General features: G+C 70.6%; 14 protein-coding genes and 1 pseudogene. 2 read left to right on the top strand and 13 right to left on the bottom strand.

The annotated features are described in order from the left end of the window. The 12 genes and pseudogenes from ACWDEX_RS33075 to ACWDEX_RS33130 form a co-directional block, all read right to left on the bottom strand. A pseudogene (locus ACWDEX_RS33075) lies at positions 1 to 89 on the bottom strand (VOC family protein); the annotation flags it as partial. 305 nt (positions 90 to 394) lie between these two features. Next, positions 395 to 1,369, bottom strand: coding sequence for a dTDP-glucose 4,6-dehydratase (gene rfbB / locus ACWDEX_RS33080; RefSeq protein ID WP_450468154.1), 975 nt, complete (start codon positions 1,367 to 1,369; stop codon positions 395 to 397). 10 nt (positions 1,370 to 1,379) lie between these two features. Next, positions 1,380 to 2,447: a glucose-1-phosphate thymidylyltransferase gene (locus tag ACWDEX_RS33085; protein WP_450468155.1), complete on the bottom strand. Its 1,068-nt coding sequence runs from the start codon at positions 2,445 to 2,447 to the stop codon at positions 1,380 to 1,382. After that, entirely contained in the window at positions 2,444 to 3,721 is a 1,278-nt protein-coding gene (locus ACWDEX_RS33090) for a DUF418 domain-containing protein (RefSeq protein ID WP_450468156.1), read from the bottom strand. Before ACWDEX_RS33090 ends, ACWDEX_RS33085 begins: the two co-directional genes overlap by 4 nt. 85 nt (positions 3,722 to 3,806) lie before the next feature. Further along, positions 3,807 to 4,397 carry a dTDP-4-dehydrorhamnose 3,5-epimerase family protein gene (locus ACWDEX_RS33095; RefSeq protein WP_450468157.1) on the bottom strand — a complete coding sequence of 197 codons (591 nt, stop codon included), beginning with the start codon at positions 4,395 to 4,397 and terminating at the stop codon, positions 3,807 to 3,809. A gap of 70 nt (positions 4,398 to 4,467) precedes the next feature. Further along, on the bottom strand, positions 4,468 to 5,577 hold the full coding sequence (locus ACWDEX_RS33100; RefSeq protein ID WP_450468158.1) for a DegT/DnrJ/EryC1/StrS family aminotransferase: 1,110 nt from the start codon (positions 5,575 to 5,577) through the stop codon (positions 4,468 to 4,470). Next, on the bottom strand, positions 5,574 to 6,299 hold the full coding sequence (locus ACWDEX_RS33105; protein ID WP_450468159.1) for a class I SAM-dependent methyltransferase: 726 nt from the start codon (positions 6,297 to 6,299) through the stop codon (positions 5,574 to 5,576). Before ACWDEX_RS33105 ends, ACWDEX_RS33100 begins: the two co-directional genes overlap by 4 nt. An 11-nt stretch (positions 6,300 to 6,310) precedes the next feature. Beyond that, positions 6,311 to 7,342: an NAD-dependent epimerase/dehydratase family protein gene (locus tag ACWDEX_RS33110; RefSeq protein WP_450468160.1), complete on the bottom strand. Its 1,032-nt coding sequence runs from the start codon at positions 7,340 to 7,342 to the stop codon at positions 6,311 to 6,313. Further along, on the bottom strand, positions 7,339 to 8,679 hold the full coding sequence (locus ACWDEX_RS33115) for an NDP-hexose 2,3-dehydratase family protein (protein WP_450468161.1): 1,341 nt from the start codon (positions 8,677 to 8,679) through the stop codon (positions 7,339 to 7,341). The genes ACWDEX_RS33110 and ACWDEX_RS33115 overlap by 4 nt, the downstream gene beginning before the upstream one ends. A 176-nt stretch (positions 8,680 to 8,855) precedes the next feature. Then, positions 8,856 to 9,488: a TetR/AcrR family transcriptional regulator gene (locus ACWDEX_RS33120; protein ID WP_450468162.1), complete on the bottom strand. Its 633-nt coding sequence runs from the start codon at positions 9,486 to 9,488 to the stop codon at positions 8,856 to 8,858. 167 nt (positions 9,489 to 9,655) lie between these two features. Then, on the bottom strand, positions 9,656 to 11,005 hold the full coding sequence (locus ACWDEX_RS33125) for an FAD-dependent oxidoreductase (protein ID WP_450468163.1): 1,350 nt from the start codon (positions 11,003 to 11,005) through the stop codon (positions 9,656 to 9,658). Between the two features lie 112 nt (positions 11,006 to 11,117). Next, the gene (locus ACWDEX_RS33130) at positions 11,118 to 11,855 is read right to left on the bottom strand and encodes a helix-turn-helix domain-containing protein (protein ID WP_450468164.1); all 738 of its coding nucleotides are present in this window, start codon (positions 11,853 to 11,855) and stop codon (positions 11,118 to 11,120) included. Positions 11,856 to 12,057: 202 nt separating this feature from the next. Here ACWDEX_RS33130 and ACWDEX_RS33135 point away from each other — a divergent pair, with 202 nt between their 5' ends. Together ACWDEX_RS33135 and ACWDEX_RS33140 are read left to right on the top strand one after the other, a co-directional pair. After that, a complete protein-coding gene (locus tag ACWDEX_RS33135) occupies positions 12,058 to 12,348 on the top strand; it encodes an antibiotic biosynthesis monooxygenase (protein WP_450468165.1) in 291 nt (96 codons plus the stop codon). 686 nt (positions 12,349 to 13,034) lie between these two features. Beyond that, positions 13,035 to 13,787 (top strand): helix-turn-helix transcriptional regulator, encoded by a 753-nt coding sequence (locus tag ACWDEX_RS33140; RefSeq protein ID WP_450468166.1) that lies wholly within the window; start codon positions 13,035 to 13,037, stop codon positions 13,785 to 13,787. Between the two features lie 108 nt (positions 13,788 to 13,895). Here the strand turns inward: ACWDEX_RS33140 and ACWDEX_RS33145 are convergent, their stop codons facing one another. Next, positions 13,896 to 14,270, bottom strand: a complete 375-nt coding sequence (locus tag ACWDEX_RS33145; protein WP_450468167.1) for a DoxX family protein — start codon at positions 14,268 to 14,270, stop codon at positions 13,896 to 13,898. Positions 14,271 to 14,353: the final 83 nt, after the last annotated feature.

Below are 14,353 nucleotides of genomic sequence, written 5' to 3' on the forward strand. Positions count from 1 at the left end.
GTCTTCCCGTCGGGCGTGCGAAGGAACTCGAGATACGGGCCGATGCCCTTGGCGGAGCGCAACCGCGCATGATCGTCGGTCACCTCGTGCGCACGCTTCGCCGACCCGTCCGGGCCTGGCCAGGAAGGACATGACGGAACCGCCGTACCGTGCACCCAAGCAGCAGCGGGGCAAAGACGGCGTCCGGAATTCACACTGCGGAACGGCAGCGCAAGGGCGGGAATTACCGGGGATCACAACGCACTGCGGACGCGGGAGAATGTTTCGGCCACGAGGTGTCCTGGCGCAATCTCTCCGTCCGGCACACCATTCCTTTCGTCCCAGGTGATTTCCGCCGTCCCCATGATTGTGGACCGGCGTTCGGGACGGTGGCATCTCCCGTGTTGCTCTTCCGTCACCTGCCGCGCAGGTCCTCGGAGTCCCACCAGCCGGGATGGTCCCGGTACCAGGCCACCGTCCGGGCCAGTCCCTCCTCGAAGGGGACGGAGGGCTCGAAGCCCAGCTCCTCGCTCAGCTTGGCGCCGTCCAGCGAGTACCGCCGGTCGTGCCCCTTGCGGTCGGCGACCGGCCGGACCCGGTCGGGACCGGCTCCGCACAGGGCGAGGAGACGTTCGGTCACCTGCCGGTTGGTCATCGGCGTGCCGCCGCCGACGTGGTACACCTCTCCGGCGCGACCCTTGGTGAGGATCAGCTGGAGCGCCCGGCAGTGGTCGTCCACGTGGATCCACTCGCGCACATTGGTGCCGTCGCCGTAGAGCGGCACCGACTTGCCGGCGAGCAGCCGGGTGGTGAAGAGCGGGATCAGCTTCTCCGGATGCTGGTGCGGCCCGTAGTTGTTCGAGCACCGGCTCACGGAGACGTCAAGACCGTGGGAGCGCCAGTACGCCCCGGCGATCAGATCGCTGCCCGCCTTCGTCGCCGCGTAGGGCGAACTCGGCTCCAACGGCCATCCCTCGGTCCACGAGCCGTCGTCGATCGAGCCGTACACCTCGTCGGTCGACACATGGAGCACCCGGGGGACCTCCGCGTGCAGGCACGCCTCCAGGAGCGTCTGGGTCCCGGCCACGTTGGTCCGCACGAAGGCCGCGGGGGCGGCCAGGGAGCGGTCGACGTGGGACTCGGCGGCGAAGTGCACCACCGCGTCGTGCCCCGGCAGCAGGTCGAGCAGGGTCGCCGCGTCGCAGACGTCGCCCCGGACGAAGGTCATCCGGGGATGGGCGGCGGGCAGGTTGCCGCGGTTGCCGGCGTAGGTGAGCAGGTCGAGGACGGTGACATGGGCGTCCTCGTAGCCCGGATACTCCCCCTTGAGCAGGGCACGCACGTACGCCGAGCCGATGAATCCGGCACCGCCGGTCACAAGGATCCTCATCGCCGCCGCCTCACCGGGCCGTCTGGAGGCGCACACTGGCGTGGTCGCCGACCATCAACCGGTGGCGCGGTTCGCGGCCGGACGTCACCTGGGCCGCCCGGCCGATCACGGAGCCGTGGAGTCCTCCGACACCGTCGACGGTCGCGGACTCCAGCACGATCGAGTACGACACCTCGGAACCGCTGATCACACAGTCGTCGCCGATGGTCGTGTCGGGGCCGACGAAGCTGTCCTCCACGACGGTGCCGCTCCCGATGCTCACCGGACCGGTGATGACCGAGTTGACCACCCGGCTGTCGGTGCCGATGCGGACCGCCCCGGTGATCCGGCTGACGTCGTCGACCTTGCCCGCCACCACGGGCACGAGCCCGCGCAGCATCTCCCGGTTGCACTCCAACATGTCGTCGACGCTGCCCATGTCGCGCCAGTAGCCGGTGTACCGGGAGGCGCGGACGTCGTGGCCGTGGTCGACGAGCCATTGGACGGCGTCGGTGATCTCCAGCTCGCCGCGGTCGCTCGGGCCGATTGCGGCGACGGCCTCGTGGATGTGCGGGGTGAAGACGTACACGCCGATCAGCGCGAGATCGCTGCGCGGCCGGGCCGGCTTCTCCACCACCCGCACGACCCGGTCACCGGCGCCGAGTTCGGCCACGCCGAAGGCGCGCGGGTCCGCGACCGGCTGGACGGCGAGCCGGGCGTGCGCCGGCCGCTCGCGGACGTCGCGGAGGATGCCGCCGATGCCCTGCGGGAGCATGTTGTCGCCGAGGTACATCACGAAGTCCTCGTCGCCGAGGAAGTCCCGTGCGACGGACACCCCGTGGGCGAGGCCACGGGGTGCGTCCTGCCGGAGGTAGGTGAGGCGCAGGCCCATGGCGCGGCCGTCGCCGAGCGCCGCCGCGATGTCGTCGGCGTACCCGCCGACCACGACACCGATGTCGGTGACGTCCTGGGCCCGCAGGTCCTCCAGGATGTGCACCAGAACGGGCTTGTTGGCCACCGGTATGAGCTGCTTGGGCATGGTGTGGCTGAACGGCCGCAGCCGGGTCCCGGTGCCGCCGGCGAGCACGAGGGCCTTCACGACACGGCCTCCGTCCCCGGCGCGGACCGCGACACGGGCTCCGTGGCGGGCGCCGCGGCCGACGGTGCGGTCCGGGTTCGGCCGTAGACCAGGCGGCGCAGCAGCGCGTCCAACGGGCCCTGACGTCCGGCGCGTTCCAGCGCGACGGCGACGGTGACGACGGTCAGCCAGACCGCGACGGCGATGGCGGCGGCCCCGGTGGCGTGGATGTGGTCGCCGACACCGAAGGCGACCCGGGCGAGCACCAGCGCGAGCAGCGAGGACTGGAGCAGATAGCTCGTCAGCGACCGGCGGCCGACCGCCGCCAGCGCGCCACCCACCCGTCCCGGGCGGAGCCCGCGGTCCTGAAGTCGGGCGACGTACAGACCGAACAGGGCCGCGTAGGCGAGCCCTCCGCCGAACCCGGTGATCACGTGCTCACCGGTCACCAGGCCGGTGGCCACGTCGCCGGGCTGCCAGACCCCGGCGCCGACGAGCGCCAGCGGCACACCGCCGAGCACGGAGACGGCCCCGCCCCAGACCGCCACCCGGGTGAGCAGCGTCCGGTGGGCGGCCGGGTCGTCCAGGTACCGCTTGCGGGCGGCCCACGCGCCGACCAGGATCGCGGCCGGGATCGGCCAGCCGATGAGGATGTGCACCGAGGCGAACGGCACCTGGGTCAGACGCTCGCCCAGCGCCGCCGTGTAGTCGTGGGCCCAGACCGTGCCCCGCGCCGTGGCCGGATCGGTCTTCTCCGTAGCGATGGCGACCGACAGCAGCACGGCGAGCACGGCGCCCAGCGCGGCGCTGATCGCGATGCCCCGCCCCAGCGCGCGGTCCCCGCGCAGGAAGAGCCAGCCGAACACGAGCGCCGCGACCCCGTAGGGCGCGAGGATGTCCGCGGGGAAGATCAGCACGAAGTGGACGAAGCCGAAGAGCACGAGGAACAGACCCCGCCTGCGCAGCAGACGTCCCGCGGCGCGCCCGGACGTGCCGGCGGCGCGCTGGCGGAGCACCAGCATGGCCATGCCGTAGCCGAAGAGCGCGGCGAACATCGGATAGGCGCGGTTGTCGACGAGGTCGAGGCCGAGGAAGGTGATGGTGCGGTCGAGCGTGTCACCGCCCTTCGGGTGCGTCACGGGGCCGGGGTCGGCGCCCGTGACGTACATCGGCGCGTGCGCCAGTGCGATGAGCAGCAGCATGAAGCCGCGGGCGATGTCGGGTGCCGGGGAGCGTTCGGCGGCGGTCACCCCCCGGCGTCTGACCGGCGTGGTCACAGTCCTGCGGGTCGCCATGGGGTCCTCCCAGGGATGGTGTCTGGCTCCGGGCCCGGCCCGGCCGGCCGGGCCGGATCCCCGCGACCGGGCATGGGCTTTCTGCTCACCGGGACAGGGCCCGGCAGGCGGCGTAGTCGGGCAGCAGGCCCGCCGCCCGCGCCTGCGCGAGGGTCGGCGCGACGGTGTCCCGTTCGGACATGACCGGTTCGATCCCGTCCGGGAGGGACAGCCCCAGCTCCGGATCGAAAACGGAGAGCGCGAGCTCGTTCGTGGCGACGTAACCGCTGGTCAGCATGTATGACATGACCGTGTCGTCTTCCAGCGCGACAAAGGCGTGGCCGACACCGACCGGGAAGTACATCGCCCGGAAGTCCACCTGGTCCATCAGGACCGCGTCCCACTTCCCGTAGGTCGGGGAGCCGACGCGGATGTCGACGACGATGTCGAGCGCGGCGCCGCGTGCGCAGTACACGTACTTCGCGGTCCCCGGTGGCGTCACCGTGTAGTGGATGCCGCGGACCACTCCGCGCTTCGAGCGGCTGTGGTTGGTCTGCGCGGCGACGAAGCCGCGGTGGCCGGTCGCCTTCTCGAACGCGTCCCCCTGGAACGGCGAGACGAACAGGCCGCGTTCGTCGGGGAAGACAGTCGGGGTGAACTCCACGGCTCCCTCGACGGCGAGTTCGCGTACTTCCATGACTCCTCCGGGGGCAGGACCCGTCGCGGACGGCCGACGGGAAGGACGGGGAAGGTGGCCGGCCACAGCACTAGAGCGCCGCCAGCACCTCGTGCAGGGCGTCGATCACTCGCTCCTGCTCGGCTACGGCGAGCGAGGGGTACATGGGGAGCGAGAAGATCTGGCCCGCCAGTGCCTCGGTGACCGGCAGGGACCCGGCCGGCACGCCGAGGCCGGCGAAGCCGGTCATGGTGTGCACCGGCCACGGGTAGCTGATGTTGAGTTCGATGTCCCGCTCGCGCAGCGCCGCCATGATCCGGTCCCGTTCGGGGTGGCGCACCACGTACACGTAGTACACGTGGTCGTTCCCGGGGGCGAGGGCGGGCAGCACCAGGTCGGTCCCGGCGAGGCCCTCGGCGTACCGCTTGGCGACGGCGCGCCGGGCGGCGATGTAGGAGTCGAGCCGGGTGAGCTTGCGGCGCAGGATCTCCGCCTGTACCTCGTCGAGGCGGGAGTTGTGTCCCGGGGTCTCGACGACGTAGTAGCGCTCCTCCATGCCGTAGTAGCGCAGCCTGCGCAGCCGGCCGGCGGTCGCCTCGTCGTGCACCAGCACCGCGCCGCCGTCGCCGTAGGCCCCGAGGACCTTGGTCGGGTAGAAGGAGAAGGCGGCCGCGTCGCCGGTGGTGCCGGCCAGGATCCCGTCGTGCCGCGCTCCGTGCGCCTGGGCGCAGTCCTCCAGCAGGACGAGGCCGTGCTGCTCGGCCAGGGCCCTCAGCGGTGCGGTGTCCACACACTGCCCGTAGAGGTGCACCGGCAGCAGGCAACGGGTGCGTGCGGTCACGGCGGCGGCCACCTGCGAGGTGTCCATGAGGTACGTGTCGGGGTCGACGTCCACGAAGACGGGCGTGGCGCCCACCGCGTCGATGGCGACCACCGTCGGCGCCGCCGTGTTCGAGACGGTGATCACCTCGTCGCCGGGGCCGACGCCGAGGGCCTGGAGCGCGAGCTTGACGGCGTTGGTGCCGTTGTCTACGCCGACGCAGTGCGGCATGTCGTGGTAGGCGGCGAACTCCCGCTCGAAGCCGTGGCTGCTGGCGCCGAGGACGAGCCGGCCGGACGAGAAGACGGTCTCGACGGCGTCGAGGAGGTCCTTGCGCTCGGCGGCGTACTCCTCCAGGTAGTTCCACACTCGGGTGGTCATGTGCGGTCCGCTCCTTCCTTCACGCCGAGGAACAGGCCACGGCCGGACTGGGAACCCTCGACGTACTCGGTGGCGAACCCCGCGTCGCGCAGCGTCCGCTCGTAGAGCGCGCGGGGGAAGAGCTGGTGGACGTAGGACTCGCTGAAGTGCCGGGCCCCGGACTTGGGGTCGGCGACGACGTAGTGGACGTCCATGCGCGAGGCGTCCCCCTCGCGGGTGGTGTGCGAGAGCCGGGTGACAGTGCGGTGGTCGGGCCGCAGGACGTCCGCGGCGACGTACCCGTCGATGAACGTCTCGGGGAACCACCACGGTTCGACGACCACGACGCCGCCCGGACGCAGGTGGCGTGCGAAGCACCGCATCGTGCCGCCGAGTTCGGACGGGTCCTGGTGGGCGACCGCGGCGAACAGGCAGACCACGGCGTCGTAGGTGCGCCCGAGATCGAAGGCGCGCATGTCCCCCTGGTGGAGGGTGGCCTCGGGCAGCCGGTCCCGGGCGACGCCCAGCATCGCGTCGGACAGTTCGACCCCCTCGGCGCGGTCGAACATGCCGAGGAAGTGACGCAGATGCCCGCCCGTCCCGCAGGCGACGTCGAGCAACGAGGAAGCCCCGGGCAGACGCTCGCGGACCAGCCCCGCGATGTACTCGCTCTCGCCCGGGTAGTCCTTGCCGCGCAGGGTGTACACGAGGTCGTAGATCTCGGCGAACTCCGTTCCGTACACGGTTCTTCTCCTCAGCTGTCGGACGTCGTGGCGTCGGCGAGGGCGGCCACGGTTCGCTCGAGCGCCGTGTGCAGCGGGATCCGGGGCCGCCAGCCGGTCACCGATCGGAAGGCGGAGGAGTCGATGGTCACGCTCCGGAAGTCCGTGGCCGGCGCGGTCGGCGGCGGTTCAACGGAGACGACGGGCACCGGCGGGCGGCCGAGCCGGGCGGCCACCAGGTCGGCCACCGTGCGGCAGACGTCGCCGAGCGGATCGCCCCTCCCGGCGCCGAGCAGCCAGTGCCGACCGACCAGGGCGTCCGCGTGGCCCAGCGCCACGACGAACGCCTGGGCCACGTCCTCGACATGCACGAGGTCCCGCTTGACCGTGCCGTCGTGCCAGAGGGTGAGCGGCTCGCCGGCGAGGGCGCGCCGCACCATGAAGGACACCACGCCCCGGTCGGCCGCGTGCGGGGCGTCGACATGACCGAAGACCGTCGGGAGGCGCAGACTGACGCCGCGCACCGCCCCGGCCGCGGTGGCCTCCTTGAGGACCTGCTCGGCGGCGAGCTTCTGTTCGTCGTAGACGGTGTACGGGGCGTCGGGCTCACTGCCGTCGAGGGGCCGGTCGTCGGTCAGACCGACCTGGGAGGCGGCGCCGGCGTAGAGGACCAGCGGGGGCGGCCCGGCGCGCCGCTCGTGCCCAAGGGTCCGGCAGAGGTTCTCCATCACGCCGACGTTGGCGGCGCGGGCGGCCGGGTCGCTCTCGGCCGCCCGCCAGCCGCCGCTGTGCATGACGAGGTGGACGACGACGTCCGCGCCGGCCACCGCGTCCGCGAGCTCCCGCGCACTGGTGAGGTCGGCCAGGCGGGTGTCCACGGTGGCGTCCGGGCGATAAGGGACGCTGCTGGGACGACGGGCGACGGCCCTCAGCCGCACCGGGTGGCGGGCCAGGGCGGCAGTCACGGCGGAGCCTACGAATCCTGAGGCGCCGAGGACGACGACGTCGAGCGGTCGGTGCGGGCCGTGTCCGGCCGCGCCCGGGCGTCGGGCCGTGGTGGTCATGAGGACTCCCCCCGCCCCGTCTCCCCCGTGCCGGGGTGCAGCAGGGCGTGCAGACAGGCCAGCAGGCTGCGTGCCTGCATGGTCACGTAGTGGCTGTGCCGCAGCAGGCCGGAGAGCTGGGCCGGCGTCAGCCAGCGGTAGCCCGGCAGGTCGGGACGTGCGTCGGTCTCGACGATCAGATGGCGGCTGCGGGTGTGGAACAGCCGGCCCCCCTCGTCCGACAGGACGACGTCGAAGAGGATCCGCTCCGGTCCGGCGGCCAGCACCTCGTCGAGGAACGGCGGCCGCTCGTCCTCGGGCTGTCCGCCGTCCGCCCGCGGCGTGCACTGCACGGTGGGGCCGAGTTCGACGACGTCCACGAAGCCCGGCTCGACGCGCTGCTGCACGAGCACGTGCAGCACGCCGTCGAGGCGGGTGACGAGGAAGGCCACCAGACCGGTGCCGTGCGCGGCGATCATGGGCTGGCCCCACTCGGCGACCTCGCGGCCGGCGGCCTTCACCCGGACGCCGATCACGTCGAAGTAGTGGCCGCTCTCGTGGCTGATGGCGAGCGGGTCGCGCCGCCACTGGCGCAGCAGCGGCAGTGGCAGGCTTTCGGTGGCGACCTCGATGCGGCTGCGGGCGTCGGTGATCCAGCTGAGGACGCTGGCCGTGGAGAGAGCGTGAGTCTGGGGGACGGACTCCGGCCCGGCGGGCTCGAAGGGCAGGCAGGCGAGGACACTGCGGGAGTCCATGCTCACCAGGTCGTCGAAGCGGAGCAGGCCGAGCAACTCGCCGAGCGGCAGCCACCGGAAGCCGTCGATCGCCTCGACCTCCGAGGTCACCTCGACGATCATGTTGCGGTTCCGCTTTCGCAGGAACCAGGAGCCCTGTTCGGACTGCCGTGAATCGGCGATGACCCGGTGCGGGGAGGTGTCGCGGAAGTATTCGAGATAGGGAACCGCTTTTCCGCGATGCACACCTGTGAAATTACTCCGGGTGGCCTGGACGGTGGGCGAGAGCTGTAATCCGTTGATGTTCCCGGGTTCCGCTTTCGCCTGCATGAGGCAGTGCAGTACACCGCCGGTCCGGCGCACGAGAATTCCGAGTATTCCCGTCTCCGGCTGGTTGATGATGGGCTGATCCCACTCCTCGACGGCGCCGCCGACATGGCGCGTGCGGATCCCCTCGACGGAGAAGAACCGGCCGCTGTGGTGGGTCAGAGCAGGTGCGTCGGAGGCACAGTGCCATCCACTGACGGAGGCGAGCGGGACCCTCTCGACATGGGTGTAGATGCTCTTGCGGGCGTCCTCGAACCAGTTCCGGAAAGCTGAAGGAACGGATGGAGAATCACCCATGGATTCATTCATCAGCAACTCTCGGGGACTAGGCCGGGACTGCGGCGGCGCTTTTCGTGTTGCCTGATTTTCTCGCAGTCCACGGCCGTGTGGCGTCTCCCAGATTGCTCATACCGGGCAGCGGGGAAATTCCATGCCGTGGCCCGGCGGCCGGCCGCGGCGAGCGGCCGGCCGGATCATTCCGGGACGCCGGTCAGATGGTGACAGTGACTTTCGTGGACCCACCGCTCCCACTCCTCCGGGGACCACCCGCGCTCGGTGACCAGCAGGTGGTACAGCTCGGGGCCCAGGAGGGCGTACGAGATGTCGACGGCCCGCTCCGGTGTGAGTCCCTCACGCAGCGCCTTCTTGGCGACCAGCGAGTCCACGAAACGCCGCTGGACCACCTGCCGCTGACGCTTGTTCGCCTCCCACAGCTCCGCGCCGTCGCCGCTGGTCGTCGCCGCGTTGCGCAGCACCTCCAGCAGCGGTCCGACGCGCTCGTAGACGACGCGCGTCAGATGCACCTGGAGCCGTAGCTGCTCACGCGGGTCCTCGGCCTCCAGGGCCTCGACGACCTGGGGGCGCTCCAGGGTCGGCACCGGGTCCTCGTCGCCCGCTATGTGAACGTCGATGAGCTCCTTGAGGATCTGCTGCTTGCTCCCGAAGGAGAAGTAGATCGTCTGGACGGCGACCTTCGCCTCACGGGCGATGGAGTCGATGGTCGTCGCCCCGTAGCCGTGTTCGATGAACAGCCTCATCGCGGCCTCGAGCATCCGGTTTCGGGTCTGCTGGGCCTTGAGTCGGCGGCCGGGGGACTTGCTCACCATTCGTCGATCACTTCCTCGTCACTGCTTGGCGTCCGGCGCCACTGGGTGGGAGCGGAGGACCGCCGGGCCGACCGCCGCCGCACCGGCGGACCAGCCAAGTATGACGGGCGGCCGCCGGCCGGGGCGGACGGCCCCGCCCGCGGGCGGGACGCTGCGGAAGGCGGCGGTCAGTCAAGGGCACCGCCCGCCGGGGACCGTCGCGCCGCGAGCAGCGATCGGACGACCCGGTCCGGACGGAACACCGCGGCGGGCTTGGCCAGCAGGTGCTGCACGTCGAGCATCACCCGGTGCGCGGGCACGGAGACATGGCTGGCGAGCATGGCCTGCCGGACGTAGCGATTGACCAGGTCGGTGCCGATCCCTTTGGCCCCGACCGTCTCCGGGTACATGAAGTCGCTGCTCGTCGACGTCCGCCACGGCGTGTCGATCACCCGGGCGGCCGCGCGGTAGTAGCGGCGCGCCATCGCGGGCGTCGCCGCCTTGTGGCGGTCGAGGGAACGGGCGAGGGCTACCGCTTCCATGGTGGCCGCGGTCATGCCCTGGCCGTACAGCGGGTTGAAGCTGCAGATGGCGTCACCGAGGGCGACGAAGCCCTCGGGCACCTTCTTCAGCCGCTCGAACCACCGCCTGCGGGCGGCCGGGTACGTGAAGCGCACGGCGTCGCCGTCCTCCACGGGCTTGGTGCGGGCCAGCAGGTCGGCCACGATCGGGGTGGGCAACTGCTCGGCGAAGTGGGCGAACCCCTCGGGGTCGACCGGGGCGTGAGCCCGGTGCCATCCGCCGAGGGTGACGATCCAGCGGTCGCCCTCCACCGCGAAGACGGCCGCGGCGCGCTTGTCGCGCGGCGGCACGGCGGACATGAGGAACAGCAGCCCCCCGTCCTGCAGTTCGCCGCCGGCGCGATGCATCATCCGGGTCGTGTAGCCGACGTCGATCTTGACGGTCGTGGTCCTGGGCGCCGGGCAGTCGAGTTCCTCCAGCCAGCGGTCGGTCCGTCCGGCACTGCGGCCGGTGGCGTCGACGACGAGGGAGGCGCCGAGGCGGGCGCCGTCGTCCAGGTCCACGCCCAGCACACGGCCGGACACGCCGAAGAGGCCGCTGACCGCGGTCTGGTCGCGGATCTCGACGTTGGGCAGGCCCGCCACCCGGCGACGGACGGCGTGCTCCAGGTACGCCCGTGTGAGGCTGATCCCGAGCTGCCCGCTCTCGAACCGACGGCGCAGCGCGCCCATCTGGTGGAAGAGCAGGTCGTACCCGGGGTCGAAGGGCACCGCGCCGCCGGCGATCAGCTCGTCGGTGAGGCCGGGGAAGAGCTGGTCCAGCTTCTGGCGCCCGCTGATGAGCAGCGCGTGGGCGTGCGGGCTCTGGGGCACTCCTCTGCGGTCCGCCGCGGTTTCGGGGAGCGTGTCCCGGTCGAGGACCGTGACCGACTCGAACCTGCTGGACAGCGTGCGGGCGGCGACCAGGCCCCCGATCGACCCTCCGATGATCACCGCGTGTCCGCCGATGACGCCCACGTGCCCTCCCCAGAACGACAGCGAATACGGCGCGGACGCACCGTTCGGCACATTCTCGGCGCCCTCTCGCGAATATGTCTTCTCCAGGGTTGCCCAGCCAACGGTGTTGCTCTCAGGAGGCGAAGAGTTCGGGGAGTGCAGCGCCGATGGTGGCGCGTTCGCGGTCGAAAAGCCGGACCCGGGAGGGTGGTTGGAGAACCAGGTCGACGATGACGTCCGAGCCGGGGGAAATATAGAAGGGTCCGGCCGTGCCGACCGCGATGGGCTGCTTTCCACCGCCCGCCCGGCGGGAAACCGCCTGAATGTGCCAGAGCCCTTCGGGGACGTATTCGATGCACCACGTCCCTTTTCCCTGGTTCATTCGGCAGCAACGGGCCGGCCGGTCCTGCCGGGTCAGCGGCGGAATGGCCGCGACGTATACCGGTTCACCCTCCTGGCCATCGCTGCGGAAAATCCTTCCGCGGAACGAACCGTAGGCGAAAGGCGCATCATCCTTGCGGCCCGCCGTGAAATAGACGGCGTCGGGGCCCAGTTGCGCAAGTCGCCGGAAACGCCCGGGTGAGACACCGACGCTCCGGGTGAACCTCGTCGTGAAGGTCCCGAGGCTGGAGTACCCCACCTGGACCGAGACGTCCGCGACGCGGTCGGAGGTGAACAGCAGCTTGCGCTTGGCCACCTCCTGCCGCACGGCCGTGAGGAAACGCGCCGGCGGCAGTCCTGTCTCCTGACGGAAGATCCGCGCCATGTGGAAGGAGCTCAGGCAGGCCGTGTCGGCCAGGATCCCGAGGGACAGTTCCTCGTCGTACCGGTGGCGTATCGCTTCGACGACGCTTTCGATCTCGGGCCGCATTCAGGACTCCCCGTGAGGTGAAACACGCGCCTGCGCATCCGCCTCGGAACCGGGGCCCGCCAGGGACGGGACGGACCTGCGGCGGAGGTGCCGATATTCGTCGAGCCGCTGGTCACCGCGGGGCGCCCGAGCGACTTGCCTGTAAGCGTAGTGTACCTCTAGAGTCCGACACGAGACAATGACTCTAGAGAGGGACTTGGCCATGACCGTCGTCCGGATCACGCGCTTCAAGACCGACCCCGCCAACGATGCCGAGATGATCGACAAGCGGGCCACTCTCATCGCCGCGGTCCGCGAGTCCTTCCCGGGACTCACCGAGGCTCGTCTCGGCCGGCTCGAGGACGGCACCTGGGTCGACCACTGGTACTGGGAGTCCACCGAGCACATGCAGAAGGCGCTGGCGGCCGCGCCCACCATCCCGGAGGCGGGTCCGGCGTTCGCACTCACCACCGACTCCACCGCCGAGTCGGCGGAGATCATCTCCGTCATCTGACCGGTCGGCGCCCGTACAGCAGCCTCTGCCCGCGCGATTCCTCGTGCGGGCAGAGGCATTTTCATTTCCCTGATGAACCCGGCGGCGGAAGCGGGCATCCCCCGCCGCAATGTGTCGCACTGGATCAATGCGACATCGCTTCGCCGGACAGCCTGAGCTTCCTCCCGCGAACAGACGCGAAAAATTCACCGAACAGGCACAGAGGCGCATGCGCACCAAACCCGACATCGCTGCCATACCTTGTCGTCGAAGTGCCTCCGGGAGGGAACCGCAAGAATGAAGAAGACATCGACACATGCCCTCTGCGAGGCTCTGCGAATAAGGCAGTCCAAGGCCGCCATTAAGGCTCCCCCGTCTTCCACAGAGACCGGGACCCAAAGCGGCGAAATCACGCACACAACGTGAGAACCAACGCGCCACCCCCCACTGATCGCGCATACGGGCCAAGCCTCCCAGCAGCGCCCGGCCGGAATGTTCTGCCCGCTCTTCTGACGACTGTCCCGTAATCCCTGGCGGGCGCCAGGGATTACGGGACGGCCCTTGGAAACCGGAGCATCTCTCCGCCAGGCCGCCCGGAGGTCCAGTTCGACGCGCGACGCTTCGCGCTGCACGGACACTTCTGCATCACGGACTTCCACAAGAAGAATCCACAAGGGGCCACCATGGAGTACGCAATACAATGCGCAGTGAAAACAATCCGTGAACGGTACTTCGAGCCGCTCACTCTGGACGAGCTGGCCCACGCCGCCATGGTGAGCAAATTTCACTTTCTCCGCTCCTTCCGGCGCATCACCGGCGTCACCCCGGGTCGTTTCCTCAGCGCGATCCGACTCCATGAGGCGAAGATCCTGCTGCTCACCACGGACCTCAATGTGAGCGACATCGGCGCGCAGGTGGGGTACAGCAGCACCGGCAGCTTCACCCGGCGATTCAGCGAGTCCGTGGGCTGCTCCCCGACCCAGTACCGCCATTCCGGGTACGCCGGGAACCCTCCGGTCGACCCGGGGATCGCTCTTGCGGGCGAGGGGCTCGCCGAGCGGGCGCCGGACGTCGAGGCCGAACAGGACCGGGAGGAGGAGCGGGGCTTGGTCACCGGCGTGGTGAAGTCGCCGGGCAGGACCGCATCCGGCATTTACATCGGCGCCTTCGAGAGCCCGATCCTGGAGCGCACCCCCGCCGCCTGTGCCGTCGTGGCACGCTCCGGGCAGTTCCGCATCACCGGTGTGCCACAGGGGACCTGGTACGTGCACGCCGTCGCCCGGGGCCCGCGCACAGGCGCCCCCGGCGAATCGGAGGCGCACCAGTTACTCGTCGGCACGGCAGGTCCCGTCACCGTGGGACCGGCCGCCGGCACCCCGATCGTGCAGATGACCCTGCACCCGCTGGGGTGGGCCAACCCTCCGGTCCTCTTCGCCTTCCCCGAGGACCCGGCGGCCTGACCGGCCGTCCACCACCGACACGGGGGCCGGTCCGAAGGTGCGGCGCACCTTCGGACCGGCCCCTCTTCCGTGCCGCCCGGGGCGGCTCCGGGAGCCGCGGAAGCCGGATCAGAAGGCGTACTCGCCGAAGCGCCCCCAGGCGACGAAGACCGCGGCCGCCAGCAGGACGACGTTGACGACGACGGCCGGCGCCTCCGAGCGCCGGATGTGGACGACGGCGGCCGCGACCATCGTCACCGCCAGACCGGTGGCGGCGACGGGTACGAGCACCGGGGCGACATCGAACACGGCGGGGAGCACGAGGCCGAGCGTTCCGAGCACCTCCACCGCGCCGATGCCCTTGACCGCACCGTCGGAGAAGTCCGCGGCCCACGGCATGCTGCCGGCCGCGAGCTCCGTGCGGGGCTTCATGACCTTCAGCAGCCCGACGGCAGCGAACAGCAACGCGAGGACTCCCGCTACGATCCACAGGGTGGTGTTCATCTCTCTCTTACCTCTGCTCTCTCTTCGTGATCAGGGATCAGCTGGTTCCCCCGAGGGCGGGCGAGGGCCCCGGCACGGATCCT

It is taken from the genome of Streptomyces sp. NPDC001020, from assembly GCF_053599115.1.

Coding starts and splice junctions, on each gene's coding strand:
- rfbB (WP_450468154.1), bottom strand. CDS start 1,369: ATGAGGATCCTTGTGACCGGCGGTGCCGGATTCATCGGCTCGGCGTAC.
- ACWDEX_RS33090 (WP_450468156.1), bottom strand. CDS start 3,721: ATGGCGACCCGCAGGACTGTGACCACGCCGGTCAGACGCCGGGGGGTG.
- ACWDEX_RS33095 (WP_450468157.1), bottom strand. CDS start 4,397: ATGGAAGTACGCGAACTCGCCGTCGAGGGAGCCGTGGAGTTCACCCCG.
- ACWDEX_RS33100 (WP_450468158.1), bottom strand. CDS start 5,577: ATGACCACCCGAGTGTGGAACTACCTGGAGGAGTACGCCGCCGAGCGC.
- ACWDEX_RS33110 (WP_450468160.1), bottom strand. CDS start 7,342: ATGACCACCACGGCCCGACGCCCGGGCGCGGCCGGACACGGCCCGCAC.
- ACWDEX_RS33115 (WP_450468161.1), bottom strand. CDS start 8,679: ATGGGTGATTCTCCATCCGTTCCTTCAGCTTTCCGGAACTGGTTCGAG.
- ACWDEX_RS33120 (WP_450468162.1), bottom strand. CDS start 9,488: ATGGTGAGCAAGTCCCCCGGCCGCCGACTCAAGGCCCAGCAGACCCGA.
- ACWDEX_RS33130 (WP_450468164.1), bottom strand. CDS start 11,855: ATGCGGCCCGAGATCGAAAGCGTCGTCGAAGCGATACGCCACCGGTAC.
- ACWDEX_RS33135 (WP_450468165.1), top strand. CDS start 12,058: ATGACCGTCGTCCGGATCACGCGCTTCAAGACCGACCCCGCCAACGAT.
- ACWDEX_RS33145 (WP_450468167.1), bottom strand. CDS start 14,270: ATGAACACCACCCTGTGGATCGTAGCGGGAGTCCTCGCGTTGCTGTTC.